13 protein-coding genes are annotated in these 14897 nt (G+C 50.1%); 2 read left to right on the top strand and 11 right to left on the bottom strand.

Translation table 11 applies throughout. The features are described from left to right. Window positions 1-12: 12 nt before the first annotated feature. Window positions 13-990 (bottom strand): 2-hydroxyacid dehydrogenase, encoded by a 978-nt coding sequence (locus tag ACHHV8_RS14165; protein ID WP_395158913.1) that lies wholly within the window; start codon window positions 988-990, stop codon window positions 13-15. A 184-nt stretch (window positions 991-1174) separates the two neighbouring features. Between ACHHV8_RS14165 and ACHHV8_RS14160 the strand changes: the two genes are divergently transcribed. Next, a complete protein-coding gene (locus tag ACHHV8_RS14160; protein WP_395158911.1) occupies window positions 1175-2974 on the top strand; it encodes a sensor histidine kinase in 1800 nt (599 codons plus the stop codon). Between the two features lie 4 nt (window positions 2975-2978). Beyond that, window positions 2979-4526 carry a response regulator transcription factor gene (locus ACHHV8_RS14155; RefSeq protein ID WP_395158909.1) on the top strand — a complete coding sequence of 516 codons (1548 nt, stop codon included), beginning with the start codon at window positions 2979-2981 and terminating at the stop codon, window positions 4524-4526. A 50-nt stretch (window positions 4527-4576) separates the two neighbouring features. Here ACHHV8_RS14155 and ACHHV8_RS14150 read toward each other — a convergent pair whose 3' ends face one another. The 10 genes from ACHHV8_RS14150 to ACHHV8_RS14105 all read right to left on the bottom strand — a co-directional run bounded on the left by ACHHV8_RS14150 (window position 4577) and on the right by ACHHV8_RS14105 (window position 14834). After that, window positions 4577-5482, bottom strand: a complete 906-nt coding sequence (locus ACHHV8_RS14150; protein ID WP_395158907.1) for an alpha-L-rhamnosidase-related protein — start codon at window positions 5480-5482, stop codon at window positions 4577-4579. Further along, entirely contained in the window at window positions 5412-6122 is a 711-nt protein-coding gene (locus tag ACHHV8_RS14145; RefSeq protein ID WP_395158905.1) for a hypothetical protein, read from the bottom strand. Before ACHHV8_RS14145 ends, ACHHV8_RS14150 begins: the two co-directional genes overlap by 71 nt. 6 nt (window positions 6123-6128) lie before the next feature. Continuing rightward, window positions 6129-6956 carry a carbohydrate ABC transporter permease gene (locus ACHHV8_RS14140; RefSeq protein WP_395158903.1) on the bottom strand — a complete coding sequence of 276 codons (828 nt, stop codon included), beginning with the start codon at window positions 6954-6956 and terminating at the stop codon, window positions 6129-6131. After that, window positions 6953-7834, bottom strand: coding sequence for a carbohydrate ABC transporter permease (locus ACHHV8_RS14135; protein ID WP_395158901.1), 882 nt, complete (start codon window positions 7832-7834; stop codon window positions 6953-6955). Before ACHHV8_RS14135 ends, ACHHV8_RS14140 begins: the two co-directional genes overlap by 4 nt. 66 nt (window positions 7835-7900) lie before the next feature. Next, entirely contained in the window at window positions 7901-9229 is a 1329-nt protein-coding gene (locus ACHHV8_RS14130) for an ABC transporter substrate-binding protein (protein ID WP_395163504.1), read from the bottom strand. Between the two features lie 251 nt (window positions 9230-9480). After that, window positions 9481-10227 (bottom strand): type I methionyl aminopeptidase, encoded by a 747-nt coding sequence (gene map / locus ACHHV8_RS14125; protein WP_395158899.1) that lies wholly within the window; start codon window positions 10225-10227, stop codon window positions 9481-9483. A 5-nt stretch (window positions 10228-10232) separates the two neighbouring features. Continuing rightward, on the bottom strand, window positions 10233-10835 hold the full coding sequence (locus ACHHV8_RS14120; protein ID WP_395158897.1) for a TetR/AcrR family transcriptional regulator: 603 nt from the start codon (window positions 10833-10835) through the stop codon (window positions 10233-10235). A gap of 290 nt (window positions 10836-11125) precedes the next feature. Then, the gene (locus ACHHV8_RS14115; protein ID WP_395158895.1) at window positions 11126-11383 is read right to left on the bottom strand and encodes a hypothetical protein; all 258 of its coding nucleotides are present in this window, start codon (window positions 11381-11383) and stop codon (window positions 11126-11128) included. 10 nt (window positions 11384-11393) lie between these two features. Beyond that, window positions 11394-12668, bottom strand: coding sequence for a sulfatase-like hydrolase/transferase (locus tag ACHHV8_RS14110; protein WP_395158893.1), 1275 nt, complete (start codon window positions 12666-12668; stop codon window positions 11394-11396). A 27-nt stretch (window positions 12669-12695) separates the two neighbouring features. Then, window positions 12696-14834, bottom strand: a complete 2139-nt coding sequence (locus tag ACHHV8_RS14105; protein WP_395158891.1) for an ADP-ribosylglycohydrolase family protein — start codon at window positions 14832-14834, stop codon at window positions 12696-12698. Window positions 14835-14897 lie beyond the last annotated feature (63 nt).

Genomic DNA, 14897 nt, shown 5'->3' with positions numbered 1-14897 from the left:
TTCACCTCATGTTTATTTTAGTTCCGGTACCACGTGAATCGCCCGATCCCCAAGCAGAGCTCCGACCAAATTATTGGCGGCGGTCATCGCCATGTCGTACCGGGTCCGGGCTGTGGCGGAGCCGATATGCGGAAGGGTTACCGCATTGGGCAATTGAAGCAGCGGATGCCTCGGATCGACCGGCTCTTCGCAGTATACATCCAAGCCGGCCGCAAGGATCCGTCCGTGCGCCAGCACATCGGCCAAATCATGCTCATCGACTAACGGCCCGCGCGATGCATTGATGAATATGGCTGTCCGCTTCATCAGCTCAAATTGCTCCTTGCGGATCATGCCTTTCGTCTCAGGGGTCAATGGGGCCATGAGCACGACGTAATCGGATTCCTGAAGCAGTGGCTCCAAGTCACAATATCGGGCCCCGTATGCTTCTTCCGCATGCGGCTTTCGGGTCCGGTTGCTGTACAGCACCTTCATATCGAACCCAAGGGCAGCCCGTTTTGCAACCGCCTCCCCGATCCTTCCCATCCCGATGATGCCGATCGTCGAATGGTGCACATCCATCCCGAAATAATGCTCCGCCTTGGCCCCATCCTTCCCCCACTTCCCCTGCTTCACAAGCAAGTCAAGCTCCGGGACTCTTCTAGCCGCAGACAGGATCAAAGCAAAAATTAAATCTGCGACCGTATCGTCCAGCACGTAAGGCGTGTGGGTGCCGATGATTCCCCGCTCTTTCATAACAGAAGTATCAAAGTTGTTGTAGCCGACGGATTGATTGCTGACCGCCATGAGCTTAGGCGCATGCTTCAGCAGCTCCGAATCGATCCGCACGTCGGTTTGCAAAATTCCTTCCACATCGGACAGCAAAGCCAGCAGTTCTTCTCGACCCGGAAGATAGCCGCTACGGTATTCAATCATTTCACAATGCTCTCCGATGAGGCGTCTGGCCTCCTCCGGCATAGCTTTTAGTATCAGCGCTCGAGGTTTACTCATTTACCCAAACCACCTTATGGCAAAATAAACGTAACTTCCTGAAGCTATCTTACTCCCATGAAGGGTACATTTACTTTAGCGGTTTGAGTACACTATCTTTAGATCTTGTTCGTATCTATCGTTTAATTCATTTTGTCATTTATGGTATACTATCTTTTGATGTTTGTTAGCAGGAGGACTGTCGATGCTCTTTCACACCATTCGAACCAAGCTGTTTTTTGTATTTTTGGCCATCTCGGTCATTCCTGTGTTTATCATCACGTATATCTCTTATAACTCTTATACGAAGCTTGTGAGCAAGCAGGTCTCGCTCGTGGCCTCGAATACGGTCAGTAACACGGTGGAACGGATTGATAACATCTTTCAAAATATCGACCGCATCACGCTCAGCTTTCAGCAATTTTCCACCCAGCCGGGAGCCACCACGGTTTCACAGGAACTGAACAAATTGATCAATAAACCGAATATCGATCAATACGATCTTTTCCTGGCCCGGACGAAAATGCTCTTCTTCTTTAACAATCTCGTGCTGAGCAACAGCTATTTGAACGGGATTTATATCTTTCTTCCCAACGGCAATTCGATCAGCTACGGCAATGGGACGGATCTCGCCGTCAATTATCAGCCGCTTAAGGACGAGTGGTACCAGCAAACGCTGCAAAAAGGCGGCGGGCTGTATATCAGCGACACCGACACCAAGTCCTTCATCATTAATGCTAAGCCTTCGATTACGTTTTCGCGTGCGCTGTACGATCCGGATACCCGCCAGCTCCTCGGTGTGCTGATGCTGGACTGCGACCTGAATATTTTTAAAGGGATCGATAAAGACATCGTTCCGAATATCACTAACATGTTTCTGGCTAACGGGAAAGGGAAAATTCTCTACGATAATTCTAAAGAGAGAATCGGTCAGACGATCCCCGACTCCTTTATGGAGCTGATAGCTGAGAATCCGGAAGGAACGGTCGAACAAACCCGCGGCGGTATGCTCTCCGTTATCAAGCCGTTTCCCGACAACGATTGGCGGATTATTGCATCCCTGTCCTTGAACGAGCTATATAAGCAATTCGGCGTTTCCCAGCGGCTGATCATTTATATCGCTTTATTATGCTCGGTTATATTTTTCTTGCTGTCCATCTTTCTGTCAGGCCTGATTACGAAGCCGATCATCGAGCTGAGCCGAGTCATGCGGAAAAATAAATCACTGCATTTTGTGACGACAAAGAAGCACCTCGAGCGGGACGACGAAATTGGGATTTTATATACGGAATATAACAATATGATTAAGGATATCGATCTTTACATTAAAGAAAGCTATCAAAGCAAGCTCATCACCCTGGATTCCCAAATGAAGGCATTGGAAGCGCAAATCAACTCGCATTTCCTATACAATACATTGGAATCGATCAACAGCATTGCCGAGATTGAAGAAGTCGAGAGCATCTCGATCATGACGAAGGCACTTGGGGATATGTTCCGTTACAGCATTAAGACGGATAGCGAGCTTGTATCGGTTGAGGATGAGCTGTCGCATGTGAACAACTACTTAACCATTCAAAAGATTCGTTTTGAACATAAGATTGACTTTTTCTTTTATATCCAAAGCGATTTAGATTCGATGCGCATTCTGAAGCTTATACTGCAGCCGGTCATTGAGAACGCTCTCTATCACGGGCTCGAGAAGACAAGAAACAGTGGAAGCATCACCATCACCGGCTATACATCCAACGATCAAATCATCTTTGAGGTCGCAGATAACGGTGTCGGAATGTCGGAGGAACAATTGAATGACCTCCAAAGGCTGTTAAGCGAGCCACCCGAATTCAATGAGCTTGGTCAAAGAAACAAACGCAGCATCGGGCTTAAGAACGTGCATTCCCGAATTGCTCTCTATTACGGAGCAGGCTATGGACTGACTTTGGAAAGCCACAAAGATGCCGGAACCAAAGTAACCATAAACATTCCGAAAATTGTTCAGGAGTGAGCTAATGTACAAATTTATTATTGTTGACGATGAAGCGCTGATCCGGCGCGGTATGCTGAAGAAAATACAGGCGGCCCTTCCCGGGGAGCAATTGATTTTTGCCGGGGAAGCCGATAATGGAGAATCGGGGCTTGAGCTGGTCAAGAAGGCGGACCCGGATATCGTCATAACCGATATGAGAATGCCGGAGATGGACGGAAGATTTTTTTTAAAGCTGCTGCAGCATGAGTATCCCGATAAAAAGATCATTGTGGTGAGCGGGTACTCGGATTTTGAATATATGAAAGAAGCGATTTCCGCCAAGGTGATCGGCTATTTGTTAAAGCCGTTTAACAGAGAAGAAATTAGTGAAACGCTCAAAAAGGCCATCCAGCTCATCGAAGCCGAACGATCGGCTAAGCAAAGAATGGAATACAGCGAAATCGAAAAAGAAGAGATCAGCTACAGCTCTGATCTTCAATCATTAAGCCATTGGATCTTGGGCATTCAGCATAAGGATAATACCCCTGTCCTCCGCTCAAATAAGCTCCAGCCTATCTCAGAGGCAGATCAATATGTGCTGTTGACCCTGTATGTACCCGGGAAGCCGGTATTGCCTCCCGACGTGATCAGCCATTGCGTTTATATTCCGAGTACGCAGCATGATAAAATCAGCTTCTTGCTCTTTTATCGGAAGGACGGTACCCGTGATCTGTTGGCAGCAGCCGTTTCGGCAGCGAAACGTATCCTGGAGGATACCTCTGAAGTGTCCGCATGCATCGGAATCAGCAGCGGGAAAGCATCGCTTACTCTGCTGAACGAGGCTTTCGGGGAAACCGTTCGGACATTGAACGAAAGAACCATTGTGCCGGAAAGCTCACCCATTGTCATCTATCAGGGAGAACTCCAACCGGCAGCCTCACTTACATGGGAGAAACTGGACGAGCTGCTGTTTTTCCTCGAATCGGGCAACTCTTCTAAGGTAAAGGAATGGACCGAGAGGCTGTTCGATCATTTCTACTCGGTTCCGGGGACGACTCTCGGGCAAGTGAAGGGCGCCTGCAATCTTCTTATCCATGAGGTAAGAGATATTATACACCGATATTACGGCAACGGCGGTAACCCTGCTTCTTCGTCCAGCTTTGAAGCCGTATTGGACGCTTCCTTCGATGTTCAGTCGATCCGAGCGTACCTGGTTCAAGTGCTTCCGAATGTAGCAGATATGCTAAATGAGCGAAGTGTATACACTTCGGAGCACGCAGTCGATAACATCAAGTTGTATATAGAGAACCACTATAATAAGGAATTAACGCTTGAGAAAATATCGTCCCTCTTCTTTATGAACCCCAGCTACTGCAGCTATTTGTTCAAGGAAAAGACCGGGATCAATTTCATTGACTATGTCAATAAAACGCGGATTGACAAAGCCAAAGCGATGCTCAAGGGTACTGACAACAAAGTGTACAAGATCGCCAAGGATCTTGGGTACGACAACGCCAAATATTTCTTCCGCGTCTTTAAGAAGGTAACTGGACAGACGCCGGAGGAGTATCGGCAGTCAACCCCTGAATAGAAAAAACGACTAACCTTCCCAGGACATGGGGGTTAGTCGTTTTTTGGTGATTAATCGAGAAAATATTTGCGAATAAAGTACGTCGGCGTGCAGCTCCAAGCATGGCAATAGCTGTTGATCAGGTTGCTGCGATACGGGGATAGCCGTTTATCGGCCGGATTGTACAGCTCCCAGAAGCAATCCGCTCCGTCCTTCACCATCTCGCCCCAATACGCTCTCATCTGCTCAAGCGCTTTATCCTTCAAGCCGCTCAAGATCAACGCTTCAATAAGATGATGGTGCATGTAAGGTGTCGTCATGCCGATGGCGGGGGAATTGTTGAACGCATGCGTGAGCAGCGCGGCGTTACTTGAAGTGTCCAGTACTTCAGCCAGAACCATCCACACCTGGGACGCCCAAGAAACTTGCCGTTCTGCACCGCTGATGAAGAAGCCTTGCTGCTCATCCCATAGGTAAGCAAGCGCTGCATCCGATGCAAGCAAGGTCATCTCGTCAATCCAATGCTGTATCTCCTCCTGCCCCAGCCGCTTGGCGAGCTCGGTCCCGCGCTTGAGTGCATAGATCAGAATCGCTTGTGCGGATGCTTGCTTATTGAGCTCGTCATGCCAGTCAATGAAGCACCACCAGGTCGTATCATCCTTGACGATGCCTCTATCATCCAACCGGCCTGCGGCAAGCTTCAATTGATCGAGCGCAATCGGCCAAAGCTCTTGGAGGGTATTCATATCGCCAGTTGCCTCAATGTAATCATATAAGGTGGCTACGAAGAACAAAGAATAGTCATAAAGCAGCGTATCGTCAGCAAGCGGCTCCGGCTTCTCAAATACACAAGCGCTGACCTCCCCATGTTCCAGTGTCATTCCGCCGAACAGATACAGACATCGCTTAACCAGATCTGCATGCTGAAACGTAAGATAGTTTGCCTGCGCCTGCAGCCTCAAATCCCCTATCCACAACCGCCGGTCCTCTACGACCGTCCTCGAACACGGTCTGCATGCAGTCCTGCAGCGTTTTAATCGCAATCTTGTCCATCATCCGCAAATCCTCAGGCATCCGGTCCGGAAGCGGAGCTATGCCTGAACCATTACCTGAGGTTACGGCTGTCACATGGATATCCGGGAAGGCGATGGTATACTTTCTTGAAGTGTCCAGAACCTCGATTTTCAAGTATCGGAAACAATAGCGCCGGGGCAGACGGATTTGGGCCGGCAGCACATCGATATTAATGATTTCGTCCTGGAGCCAGGAACGGCTGAGCCAGCCTTTATATTCATCGAAGGACTCTCCAATTTCACAGGGCATTTCACCGAAAATCAGCTTCAGCCGAAGCGGCGCGTCTGGAGGACTGCCGACGGGCTTTAGCGACAGATTCAAATAACCGACCTGATGATCGCCAAAATCAAGCACAAAGCTCTCGTTCTTTGCGAACGATCGGTGCTGCAAGCTTTCCAAGCTATCGACGGGTTGTACTTTCCAGCCTTGGAAGGCCTCCTCATCCGGAAGCACTTCAACGATTTGCACCGGATATACTTCCGTTGTGCTGAGCTCTGGTGTCAATTTCTCTGCAATGTCAATAAGCCTCGACATTTTCGGCATTTACGGTCACCCCTTCACAGATCCGACAGTTAAACCGCCGATAAAAAACTTTTGTAAGAACGCGAAGATCACAAGCAGCGGAAGCGCGCACAGGAAGCAAGCGGCGAACAGCACGTTCCACGCCGTCGGATTCGTTTGATCTCCCATAAATCCTAGCATGGCTAGCGGTAAAGGCGACTGTGCGGCCTTGGAAATGAAGATCATATTGAAGAAATAATCATTCCAGATCCATACTCCCTGAGTAATGACAACAGAAACCGTTACAGGGATCAGCAGAGGAAATACGATTTGCCAAAAACGGCGCAGCAGCCCCGCCCCATCGATCAGTGCCGACTCTTCCACCTCGATCGGTATGCTGGATTTAATAAATCCGGTATACAAGAAGGAGGAAAATGGAATGCTGCACGTAATAAACATAAGAATCGGCGTATACTGCGAACTCGGAATATGGAGCCCTTGAATGGTCTGTACAATCGGGATAATGACCATTTGGCTTGGAACTACTAGACCGGACAAGAAGAAGATATATAGAAATTTGCTGATACGGCTGTTCAGACGCGCAATCGGGTAAGCGGCCATAGCTGTAAAAATAACAACAATGACCACCGACGCCACTGTTAATACCAAGCTATTGGTTAGTGCCTGCATAAAATGCATTTTCGTAAAAGCTGCCCGGTAGCTCTCGAGCGTAAATTCGTTAAAAAGCAGCAGCGGGTTGGTCATATTCTTGATCGACCGGAAGGAGCTTGACAGCGCTATAATGAGCGGCAGCAAGTTAATGATTAATAGAGCGGAGATCAGCACATGCGTCACAGATTGTTTTGCTAGTTTCATGCTGATACCTCCCTTTTGTTCAGCTTAAGTACAAAATACGTTGTGATTAGAATGATGACGGCAAAGGAAATAACGGCAAGCGCCGACGCTTTACCGAATTGCTGCTCCTTGAAGGCGATATTGAAAATATCGACAAGCAGTGTCGTAGTTGCGCGTCCCGGACCGCCATTGGTCATAATGAACGGGTAGTCAAATGCTTTAAGGCCGTTGATGATGCTTAAAGTGAAATTAATCGTAATCGCGGTAGCCAGCATCGGCAGACGAATCAATTTTGTAATTTGCCATGAGTTCGCTCCATCCATTTTGCCGGCTTCAATCATATCCTGCGGAACGGTCTGAAGGCCTGCCAAGAAGATCACTGTGCTTGTACCGATATGCTTCCAAATTTCCACCGTTGTAATGGCATACAATGCGGTGCCATACGTGCCGAGCAGATTCAAATCACTGCCATTGAGATGGAACCAATTAAGCACCGTTGCGAGTAAGCCGCTTTCTGGCATGTAAACGTAGCTCCAGATGAAGCCGACAACAATCGCACTGAATAAGGTCGGAATATATGCTGCTGTCCGATAAAGGCCCGTGGCTCGTATTTTCATATTTAAGATAAACGCCAAGCATAAGGAGACCAGATTGCTGAAAACAACGAAGACTAGAGTATAAATCAAGGTATTGGCCAGCGAAGACCCGGCAATGCCGTCTTTAAACAGCTGCTTGAAATTATCGAATCCGATATATTTATAGCTTTGTACAAAACCGTTATAATCCGTAACACTATATTGGAAGAGCTTGAGAATCGGTACGATCCAGAATACGAGATAGAACGCCAAAGCGGGAACAACGAACCAATACATCGTTTTTTTCATGACGGCAGAATTCATGTGAGTTTATTCCTTTCTTAACTAATAGTTAGGGGGAATCCATAGACGATTCCCCCTAGCACGGCATTACTTTTTCCAAAGCTCTGTAAACTTGTCCTGCATGGCCTTCGTTACGTCTTCTGGCGTCGTGTTTCTTCCGCCGATGATTTCGCCGAATTTCGACTGCAGAACGTCGGCTACACCATTAGGCCACATGACGTTGGCAAAGTAGATGGAATTGCCTGTTTTTTGATAATCGGTGTAAGAGTCTTTATACAGATCATTCGTCAGAGGAACATCGTTAAATGCACTAATCGACGGGTTGTTCTTAATCCAGGCTTGGAACAGATCTGATTTCGTATCAAACCAGTAGTTCAGGACTTGCTTCACGGCCTCCATGTTCTTGGTCTTCGCGTTGACAGCCCAGCCTGCTGCTGTGGAAACCGCCTGCCATGTTGGCTGGCCCTTCTCATTACCCGGCAGCGGGAAGAAACCGCGCTGGAAGTCGACTGCTCCTTTAGCTGTCATAGTTGGGAAATCCCAGGTTCCGTCGAAGGCCATTGCCGCCTTGCCGTCAACGAACATTTGCGTTGCCTGCGCTCCGCCTAAACCGAGCGTGTTCTTGGCAATGTAGCCTTTAGCGTACAGCTCCTTGTACATCGAAACGGCTTTCACCCATTTCGGATCCGTCAGCTGTTTTTGACCCGCTTGCAGCTTGGTATCAAAATCCTTCTCACCCGAATACACGGTATTGGCAGCCAACTGGTACATCCCGAACTGAATCCACCAAGGATCCTTGTCGCCCATCACGATAGGCGTAATACCGGCATCCTTCAGCTTCTGACAGACGGCAAGGAAGGAGTCCCAATCCTTCGGAACTTCCGTGATGCCCGCCTTCTGGAACAAATCTTTATTGTAGTAAGTACCGAGCATGTCGATACCTTTGGCCACGCCGTAAATTTTGCCGTTCGCGGACATGTCCTCTTTCGCTCCAGCGCTGATGTTGTTCATGAAAGGAAGATCCGACAGATCGGCCAAATAACCTGCTTTGGCTAAGTCGATCACAGCTGCGGCGGAGCCCATTCTCGGCCAGACGCGGAAAAAGTCCGGCGCTTCGCCGGCAGCGAGCTTGGTCTTGATCGATGTTTTATATTGATCGTCAGGAAGCTTCTGAACCTCGAGGGTGATGTTCGGGAACTTGTCATGCACCATCTTGGGAAGAATATCCAGTTCAAAGTCCTGACCGTCCGCCGCTTTATTCCCCGATACGACCATCGTCAAGGTAATATCCGAGCCCGATTTCGCATCCTTTCCTCCGGCTGCTGTACCGGAAGCATTGTTTGCTGCATTGCCGCAGCCGCTAAGCAATACTAGAGCCGAAGTGACTGCTGCCGTGCCGGTTAAGATTTTCTTCATTTTCTTCAAGTGAACCATTCCCCTTTTACTCTATTAATGGTCTTTCTTGTCTCTAATCATAAAGGGAGCCAGAGTGCATTTACTTTAGCACTTAAAGTGCACTATTTTTAGATGAAAGATACAAGGACAACTCCCCTTGCCCGTGAAGTGAAGAAAAGGCTGCCGTATATGCCGGCAGCCTCTTGTATTTTCATTCAGCTATGTATATATGTACCGTTTAATGATTCCAGGGCATCCCCGTCACTCGGCATCTATTGTGCGGTCAATATAATCGGTCCCTCGGCAGTAATCGCGATCGTATGCTCGTACTGTGCGGAAAGCGAGCCGTCAGCGGTTCTGGCCGTCCATCCGTCGGCATCAATCGTCATTAACGCTGTTCCGGCATTGAGCATCGGCTCGATCGTAAGGACTAACCCTTCATTCAAGCGGAACCCTTTGCCCGGATGCCCGACGTGGGGATAACTAGGTTCCTCGTGCATCTCCCTTCCTACGCCGTGGCCGAGCAGATCGCGCACCACCGAGAATCCGTTTCGCTCGGCATGCGTTTGAACCGCGTGCATCACATCGCCGATCCGATTTCCGACAACCGCTTTTTCGATGCCGAGCTCTAAGCATTCCTTCGTTACCCGCATCAGCTTACGGGCTTCTTCCGACACCTCGCCGACCGCATAACTCCAAGCTGAATCGCCAATCCAGCCATCTGCTTCCGCGACGATGTCGATTGTGACGATGTCGCCTTTCTTGAGCGGCTCCCGGCTCGGAAAACCATGCGCAATGACGTCGTTGACAGACGCACATGTTGCAAACGGATAGCCGTTGTAGCCTATCGTATGAGCCTTGGCGCCGTTCTCCTTCAGGAACTGCACCGCGAACGACTCGATATCAAGCGTTGTGACACCCGGCCGGATCATATCGGCGATGGCTTGATGAAAAGCGGCGACAATTCGGCCGGCTTTTCTCATTTCTTCAATTTCTGCTCTTGATTTCAGGATGATCATTCCATTCATCTCTCCTTTGACTGTAGGCCTGAAAAAATGATATCGACGATCCCTTCCAAATCCATCTCGTTTCGCATATTGTGATGGATGTTCAACGCTGCATAGCCAACAAGCGAGCCGAATATCAGATTAGCTGTTTTCTCCGGTGCTGCAGAATCGATTCCTTCGCGAATCCTCTCCACAAACGGCAAATAGATCCGTTCCTGAAAATCGGCGAACAGCTTGCTGAACCGGTTTCCCGGGAATTGATGGAAATTGTCCGCAACCGTTTTAAGCAAAATAAATACGGAAGGATCCTGGATGCACTTCCGCAGGAGCAGCCTGGAGAACGACTCCGCTTTAAGCAAACTGCCGCCATCCCCCGTCAAAGCGGGCAGCACTGCCGACTCCGTTCGATTCAGGGCATCCCACAGCAAATCTTCCAAAAGCATGTGCTTATTTTTGTAGTAATGATACACGGTTCCGTAGCCGAGCTCTGCCTTGACCGCAACATCGCGTATTTCCAACTGAATACCCTTCTCCAAATATACTTCCGCAGCCGCTTGCATAATTTGGTTCATCCGCAGCTCCCGGATCGCATCATTCTGTTCTTTGGTTCGTGGTGACATGGCTCCTCCTTTTTTAGACCTTCTGTAATGTCAATATAAAATCAATATACCTCATTTAGCAGTAAGGTTCAAGTACTTCGATTCGCTCATCTTTTCGGAAAAGCTTTATCCGGCAAAGGAAAAAAAGTTCTTGTCACTGGCTTTCACCAGTGTAATTCGAGGCTTCCGTCATAATGTATGTTCACTGCACGGCAAAATATAGCGAGGCTATTACACTTACGGACCAGCGCATAAAAAATAGACTGCCTGTCGCATTCCATCGACAGGCAGCCTTGTCCGTACCAACAAACCTATTCTTTCATTAAAAATCCCGCTGGACCCGGCCATTTCGGGAATTCCAGTTCATCCTGAAAAACGCCCTGTTTGATTAATTCTTTGCACTCGGGATCGGTCATCGTCAGCGTGTAGTCCTCCCCGTTCGGGCCGATCAGTCCTAGGTGGCCTTTCGCCCGCCAAGAAACCTCCTCCGGATCGACAATTTCCCGCAGCGTCGCTTCGAACGAAGCCAGCAGCTCCTGATACTGCTCGTCACCGGCCAGATCGTGCATCTCCTGCGGGTCAGTCCTTCAGATTAAACAAGGAAGGACGGTCGTTCACATAATACGTGTACTTGAACCCGTCGCGCACCAGCATATACCAATCCTGCTTGAAGAAATTGCCGTGGTACTCGGAGAACGCGTAGTCGTTGCGGCCCTCTTGCTTGCCATCCTTGATTAGAGGCAGCCAGCTCTTGCCCGGCCGGTTCGCTTCGGTCTCCAGACCGGCGATGTCCATAATCGTCGGATACAGGTCGACCAGCGTAACCGGATCAGCGATACGTTGACCGCTCGGTAAGCCTGGCCCCTTCACGATGAGCGGGATGCCGACCGAGCCTTCGTAGCTGCACTGCTTGAAGAACAATCCGTGCTCGCCCAAGTTCTCGCCATGGTTCGACATATACACAATATACGTGTTGTCATACAAGCCTTGTGCCTTCAGCTCGGCAATAATGCGGCCGATGTTGTCGTCAAGCGCCGTAATCATACCATAGTACGCCGCAATGACATTGCGCAGCATCGCTTCGGTCACTTCTCCGAGGCCGAGCGCATTCTGCATGTTGCGTACTTGCGGATGCAGCCCGTCGTTCGGGAAGTGAGCATCGTGCGGCATCACCAGATTGTTCGGGTAATACATGTTGTAATACTTCTCAGGCACCCGGTAAGGCCAGTGCGGGAACATGAGACCGACATACATCGCCCACGGCTTCTCATTCTCCTCCGAGCCCTTCCGCTGCAGGAAGTCGACCGCCCAGTCGGTGACCACCCGGTCATGATCGTAAAACCCGAGATCCCGGTTATATCCGGTATCCCCATCCGTCACGACATCCTCACGGATGCCGGCATTGGCAATGGTCACGCGCTTGTCGAGGCGCACATGGCCTTCCAGCCTCGAATATAACGGCGTCTGACGAAGGTACGGTGCGAATGCCGCCCGTTTTTTGATGATTTTATACTCGCTGAAGCCGCCGTCCTGATAATCCCCGCAAAAATCCATCTTCCCGAACATCGCCGACGTCACTCCCGCCTCGTCCAGCTTCCGGGCAGATGTCATCTCCTCACGGTCGAGCGGGCAGCCAAGGAACCAGCTGTCGATCTGATTCGGGTATTTCCCTGTGATGAAGCTCATCCGGCTCGGCGTACATACCGGGCAGTTGCTGTAAGCGCTGGTGAAATGAGTCCCCTCCGCAGCCAGCTGATCCAGATTGGGCGTCTCAATGTACGGATGACCACGGTAACCGGTAACAAGAGGATGATGCTGGTCGCTGCAAATAACTACAATATTCGGCTTGCTCATCGTTTAGCCCTCCTTTAGTTCAATCTATTACAGGCTCGCAAGCGAAAAGCTACGATAATGCGTATGGCTGCCCGCTGCGTTCGAGAATCCGATCATACCTGTTAAATATGGGTTGCTCTCATCTATATAGTCGATCAACTGCTTGCCGTTCACAGATACTTGGAATCGATTGCCCTCCGCTTTAACCGCAATCTCAGCCGCCTCTTCCGTTTTCCATTCGCAAGCCGCCTCGCAAAGCACCGAGTATCCGTTATCGTTCTTATACAGTACAAGCTTGCCTTCCGGTGCGAAGCCTGCTGCATAAGATCGGATACCGCCCTGCACACGGAAGCTGACACGGTGGTGAGCCCCCAGCTTCGGCACAACAACCGAGGTGAACTCGTAATTTTCCCACTCGAGCGTACCGGTGTAGGCTTCCGCCGTTTCACCGGCGAAGCTGCCGCTCAGCTCACCGTCTTCCAGCGTCCAGATCCCGCGCAGGAATGTCATTTGACTCACTTCGAGGTGCAGCCCTGTCCATTTCTCGATCCGCTCCTTGGCAAAATCGACACAATAGTTCGGCTTACCGCCGAAAATGATGTCATCGATATGGCATACGAGGCTTGGGCCTTTTTCTCCTTTCCCGTCCATCGGGATCAGCTCCACACCGGCATGCTCGATGCAAGCCCCGTTCATTTGCGGGATTGGGTACTCCAGGCTCATCCATTCGTCAGCAGCCAGCTGCACGGACTCCCCGTAGTGGAAGCGGCCGCTATTCCCGTCCATGACATACAGTCGCGCCAGCACGCGCTGACCTGTAGATCCGGGCAGAATGACTTTGGCCGACAGGGTCTGGCCCGGGTATAGAATCGGTGAGAAGCATGGGTCATAACGGCTGTCGTTAAAATCGTGCGGACGATAGTAAGTTTGGTGGTACACCCGGTAGGCGCAGCCTCCTTGTACTTTATCGAACAGCACCTTCAACGATCGGCTGCCGGAAGCGGACAGGTCGCCGGAGTTTTCGATCCGTCCGGTTACTGGCAGGTTATCCGTATGCTCGAGACGGAACGCATGCGTAGAGCCCGGGTATTCGAAATGGAAATGCAGTCCTTTCGCTTCGAATATGCCTGACCAGGCCGCCGGCACTTCCTCACCGGCCAGCTTGTAGCCGAGCTTAGCGATATACGAGGCGCACCAAGGCAGATCCAGAATGTTAAGCGAGCCGATAACGCTGGAGCAGCACAGGAAATCGTTGATCGGCTTTCGCCATTTATCGTCGATGCCTTCGATGCCGTTGCGCACACCGATAATGGTCGCTACGTTCGCTACATTGCAATCCGTATCCCAGCCGCACATGTTGCAGATGTTGATCGTCTTGGAGAAATCGCCCTCCCCGTACAAGAGCGACAGAATCATAACGGCGGAGTTCGGGATAATATGGCAGTGTCCCGGATATTTATGGTAACCATAATTTTCTTTAACAAAATGGAAGCAATCGCGCCAGTTGTTCGGATGAGCCTTGTAGAACTCGATAACTTTGCGTGTAACCTGCGTGTATTCGCTGTCCGCCGGAATCGTTGCCAGACCGATCTCGATGATACGCTCGATGTCCTGCTCTACGAAGGCAGCTGCGATACATGCCGCTATAAACATCCCCCCGAATTTGCCGTTTCCGTCGTGGGAGACGGATGCGATTTTTTCAGCGAGGTGGGCAGCCAGCTCCGGATCCCCGGGTGCGACAAGACCCCACACGTCGATGAAAATTTGTCCGCCGATCTGCTCGGCAACCGCCAGACCGTTCTGCTCGATCGATCCGGAGCGCGGTGCCATAATGCCGTTCTTGAGGTTGATGTAGGCTGTATGCTCCGTCGACTTACCATACCCTCCCCACCAGTAGAAGCCGTGACCGTCTGGAGCATAATTGAGCCAGGTGAGGCCCATTTGCTCGGCCGTGATGTCCTTGCTGCACACATAATCCTCAAGGGCCCGCAGGAAAAAGAGCGGTCCATTCGTATCGTCGTCTGCTGCGAAGTTTTTAAATTCGTGCAGATAGCCGGTAATTTCGCCGAATGTGCGCTCAATGCGCTCATAAGTCCAGTTCTCGATATTGCCGCCGTGGCGAACTCCGATGACTTTTGCGAGCCAGCCCGCATAGACGCGTTCGATATAATCGTGTTGAATAGCCATGAAAGGTACCACCTTCGTTTGTATAGGATATTTGTTGCAAAATCTTACGTATAAGCGGCAAGC

Origin of the sequence: Paenibacillus sp. TAB_01 (genome assembly GCF_043945595.1) — a bacterium.
GTDB lineage: Bacteria > Bacillota > Bacilli > Paenibacillales > NBRC-103111 > Paenibacillus_S.
Note: the sequence above shows the minus strand (reverse complement) of the source record. Positions and strands in the feature narration are given on the sequence as shown.

Excerpts from the sequence above, each read along its gene's own strand:
- ACHHV8_RS14165 (WP_395158913.1), bottom strand. The coding sequence starts at position 990 with ATGAGTAAACCTCGAGCGCTGATACTAAAAGCTATGCCGGAGGAGGCC.
- ACHHV8_RS14160 (WP_395158911.1), top strand. The coding sequence starts at position 1,175 with ATGCTCTTTCACACCATTCGAACCAAGCTGTTTTTTGTATTTTTGGCC.
- ACHHV8_RS14155 (WP_395158909.1), top strand. The coding sequence starts at position 2,979 with ATGTACAAATTTATTATTGTTGACGATGAAGCGCTGATCCGGCGCGGT.
- ACHHV8_RS14145 (WP_395158905.1), bottom strand. The coding sequence starts at position 6,122 with ATGCCGAAAATGTCGAGGCTTATTGACATTGCAGAGAAATTGACACCA.
- ACHHV8_RS14140 (WP_395158903.1), bottom strand. The coding sequence starts at position 6,956 with ATGAAACTAGCAAAACAATCTGTGACGCATGTGCTGATCTCCGCTCTA.
- ACHHV8_RS14135 (WP_395158901.1), bottom strand. The coding sequence starts at position 7,834 with ATGAATTCTGCCGTCATGAAAAAAACGATGTATTGGTTCGTTGTTCCC.
- ACHHV8_RS14130 (WP_395163504.1), bottom strand. The coding sequence starts at position 9,229 with ATGAAGAAAATCTTAACCGGCACGGCAGCAGTCACTTCGGCTCTAGTA.
- map (WP_395158899.1), bottom strand. The coding sequence starts at position 10,227 with ATGATCATCCTGAAATCAAGAGCAGAAATTGAAGAAATGAGAAAAGCC.
- ACHHV8_RS14120 (WP_395158897.1), bottom strand. The coding sequence starts at position 10,835 with ATGTCACCACGAACCAAAGAACAGAATGATGCGATCCGGGAGCTGCGG.
- ACHHV8_RS14115 (WP_395158895.1), bottom strand. The coding sequence starts at position 11,383 with ATGCACGATCTGGCCGGTGACGAGCAGTATCAGGAGCTGCTGGCTTCG.
- ACHHV8_RS14110 (WP_395158893.1), bottom strand. The coding sequence starts at position 12,668 with ATGAGCAAGCCGAATATTGTAGTTATTTGCAGCGACCAGCATCATCCT.
- ACHHV8_RS14105 (WP_395158891.1), bottom strand. The coding sequence starts at position 14,834 with ATGGCTATTCAACACGATTATATCGAACGCGTCTATGCGGGCTGGCTC.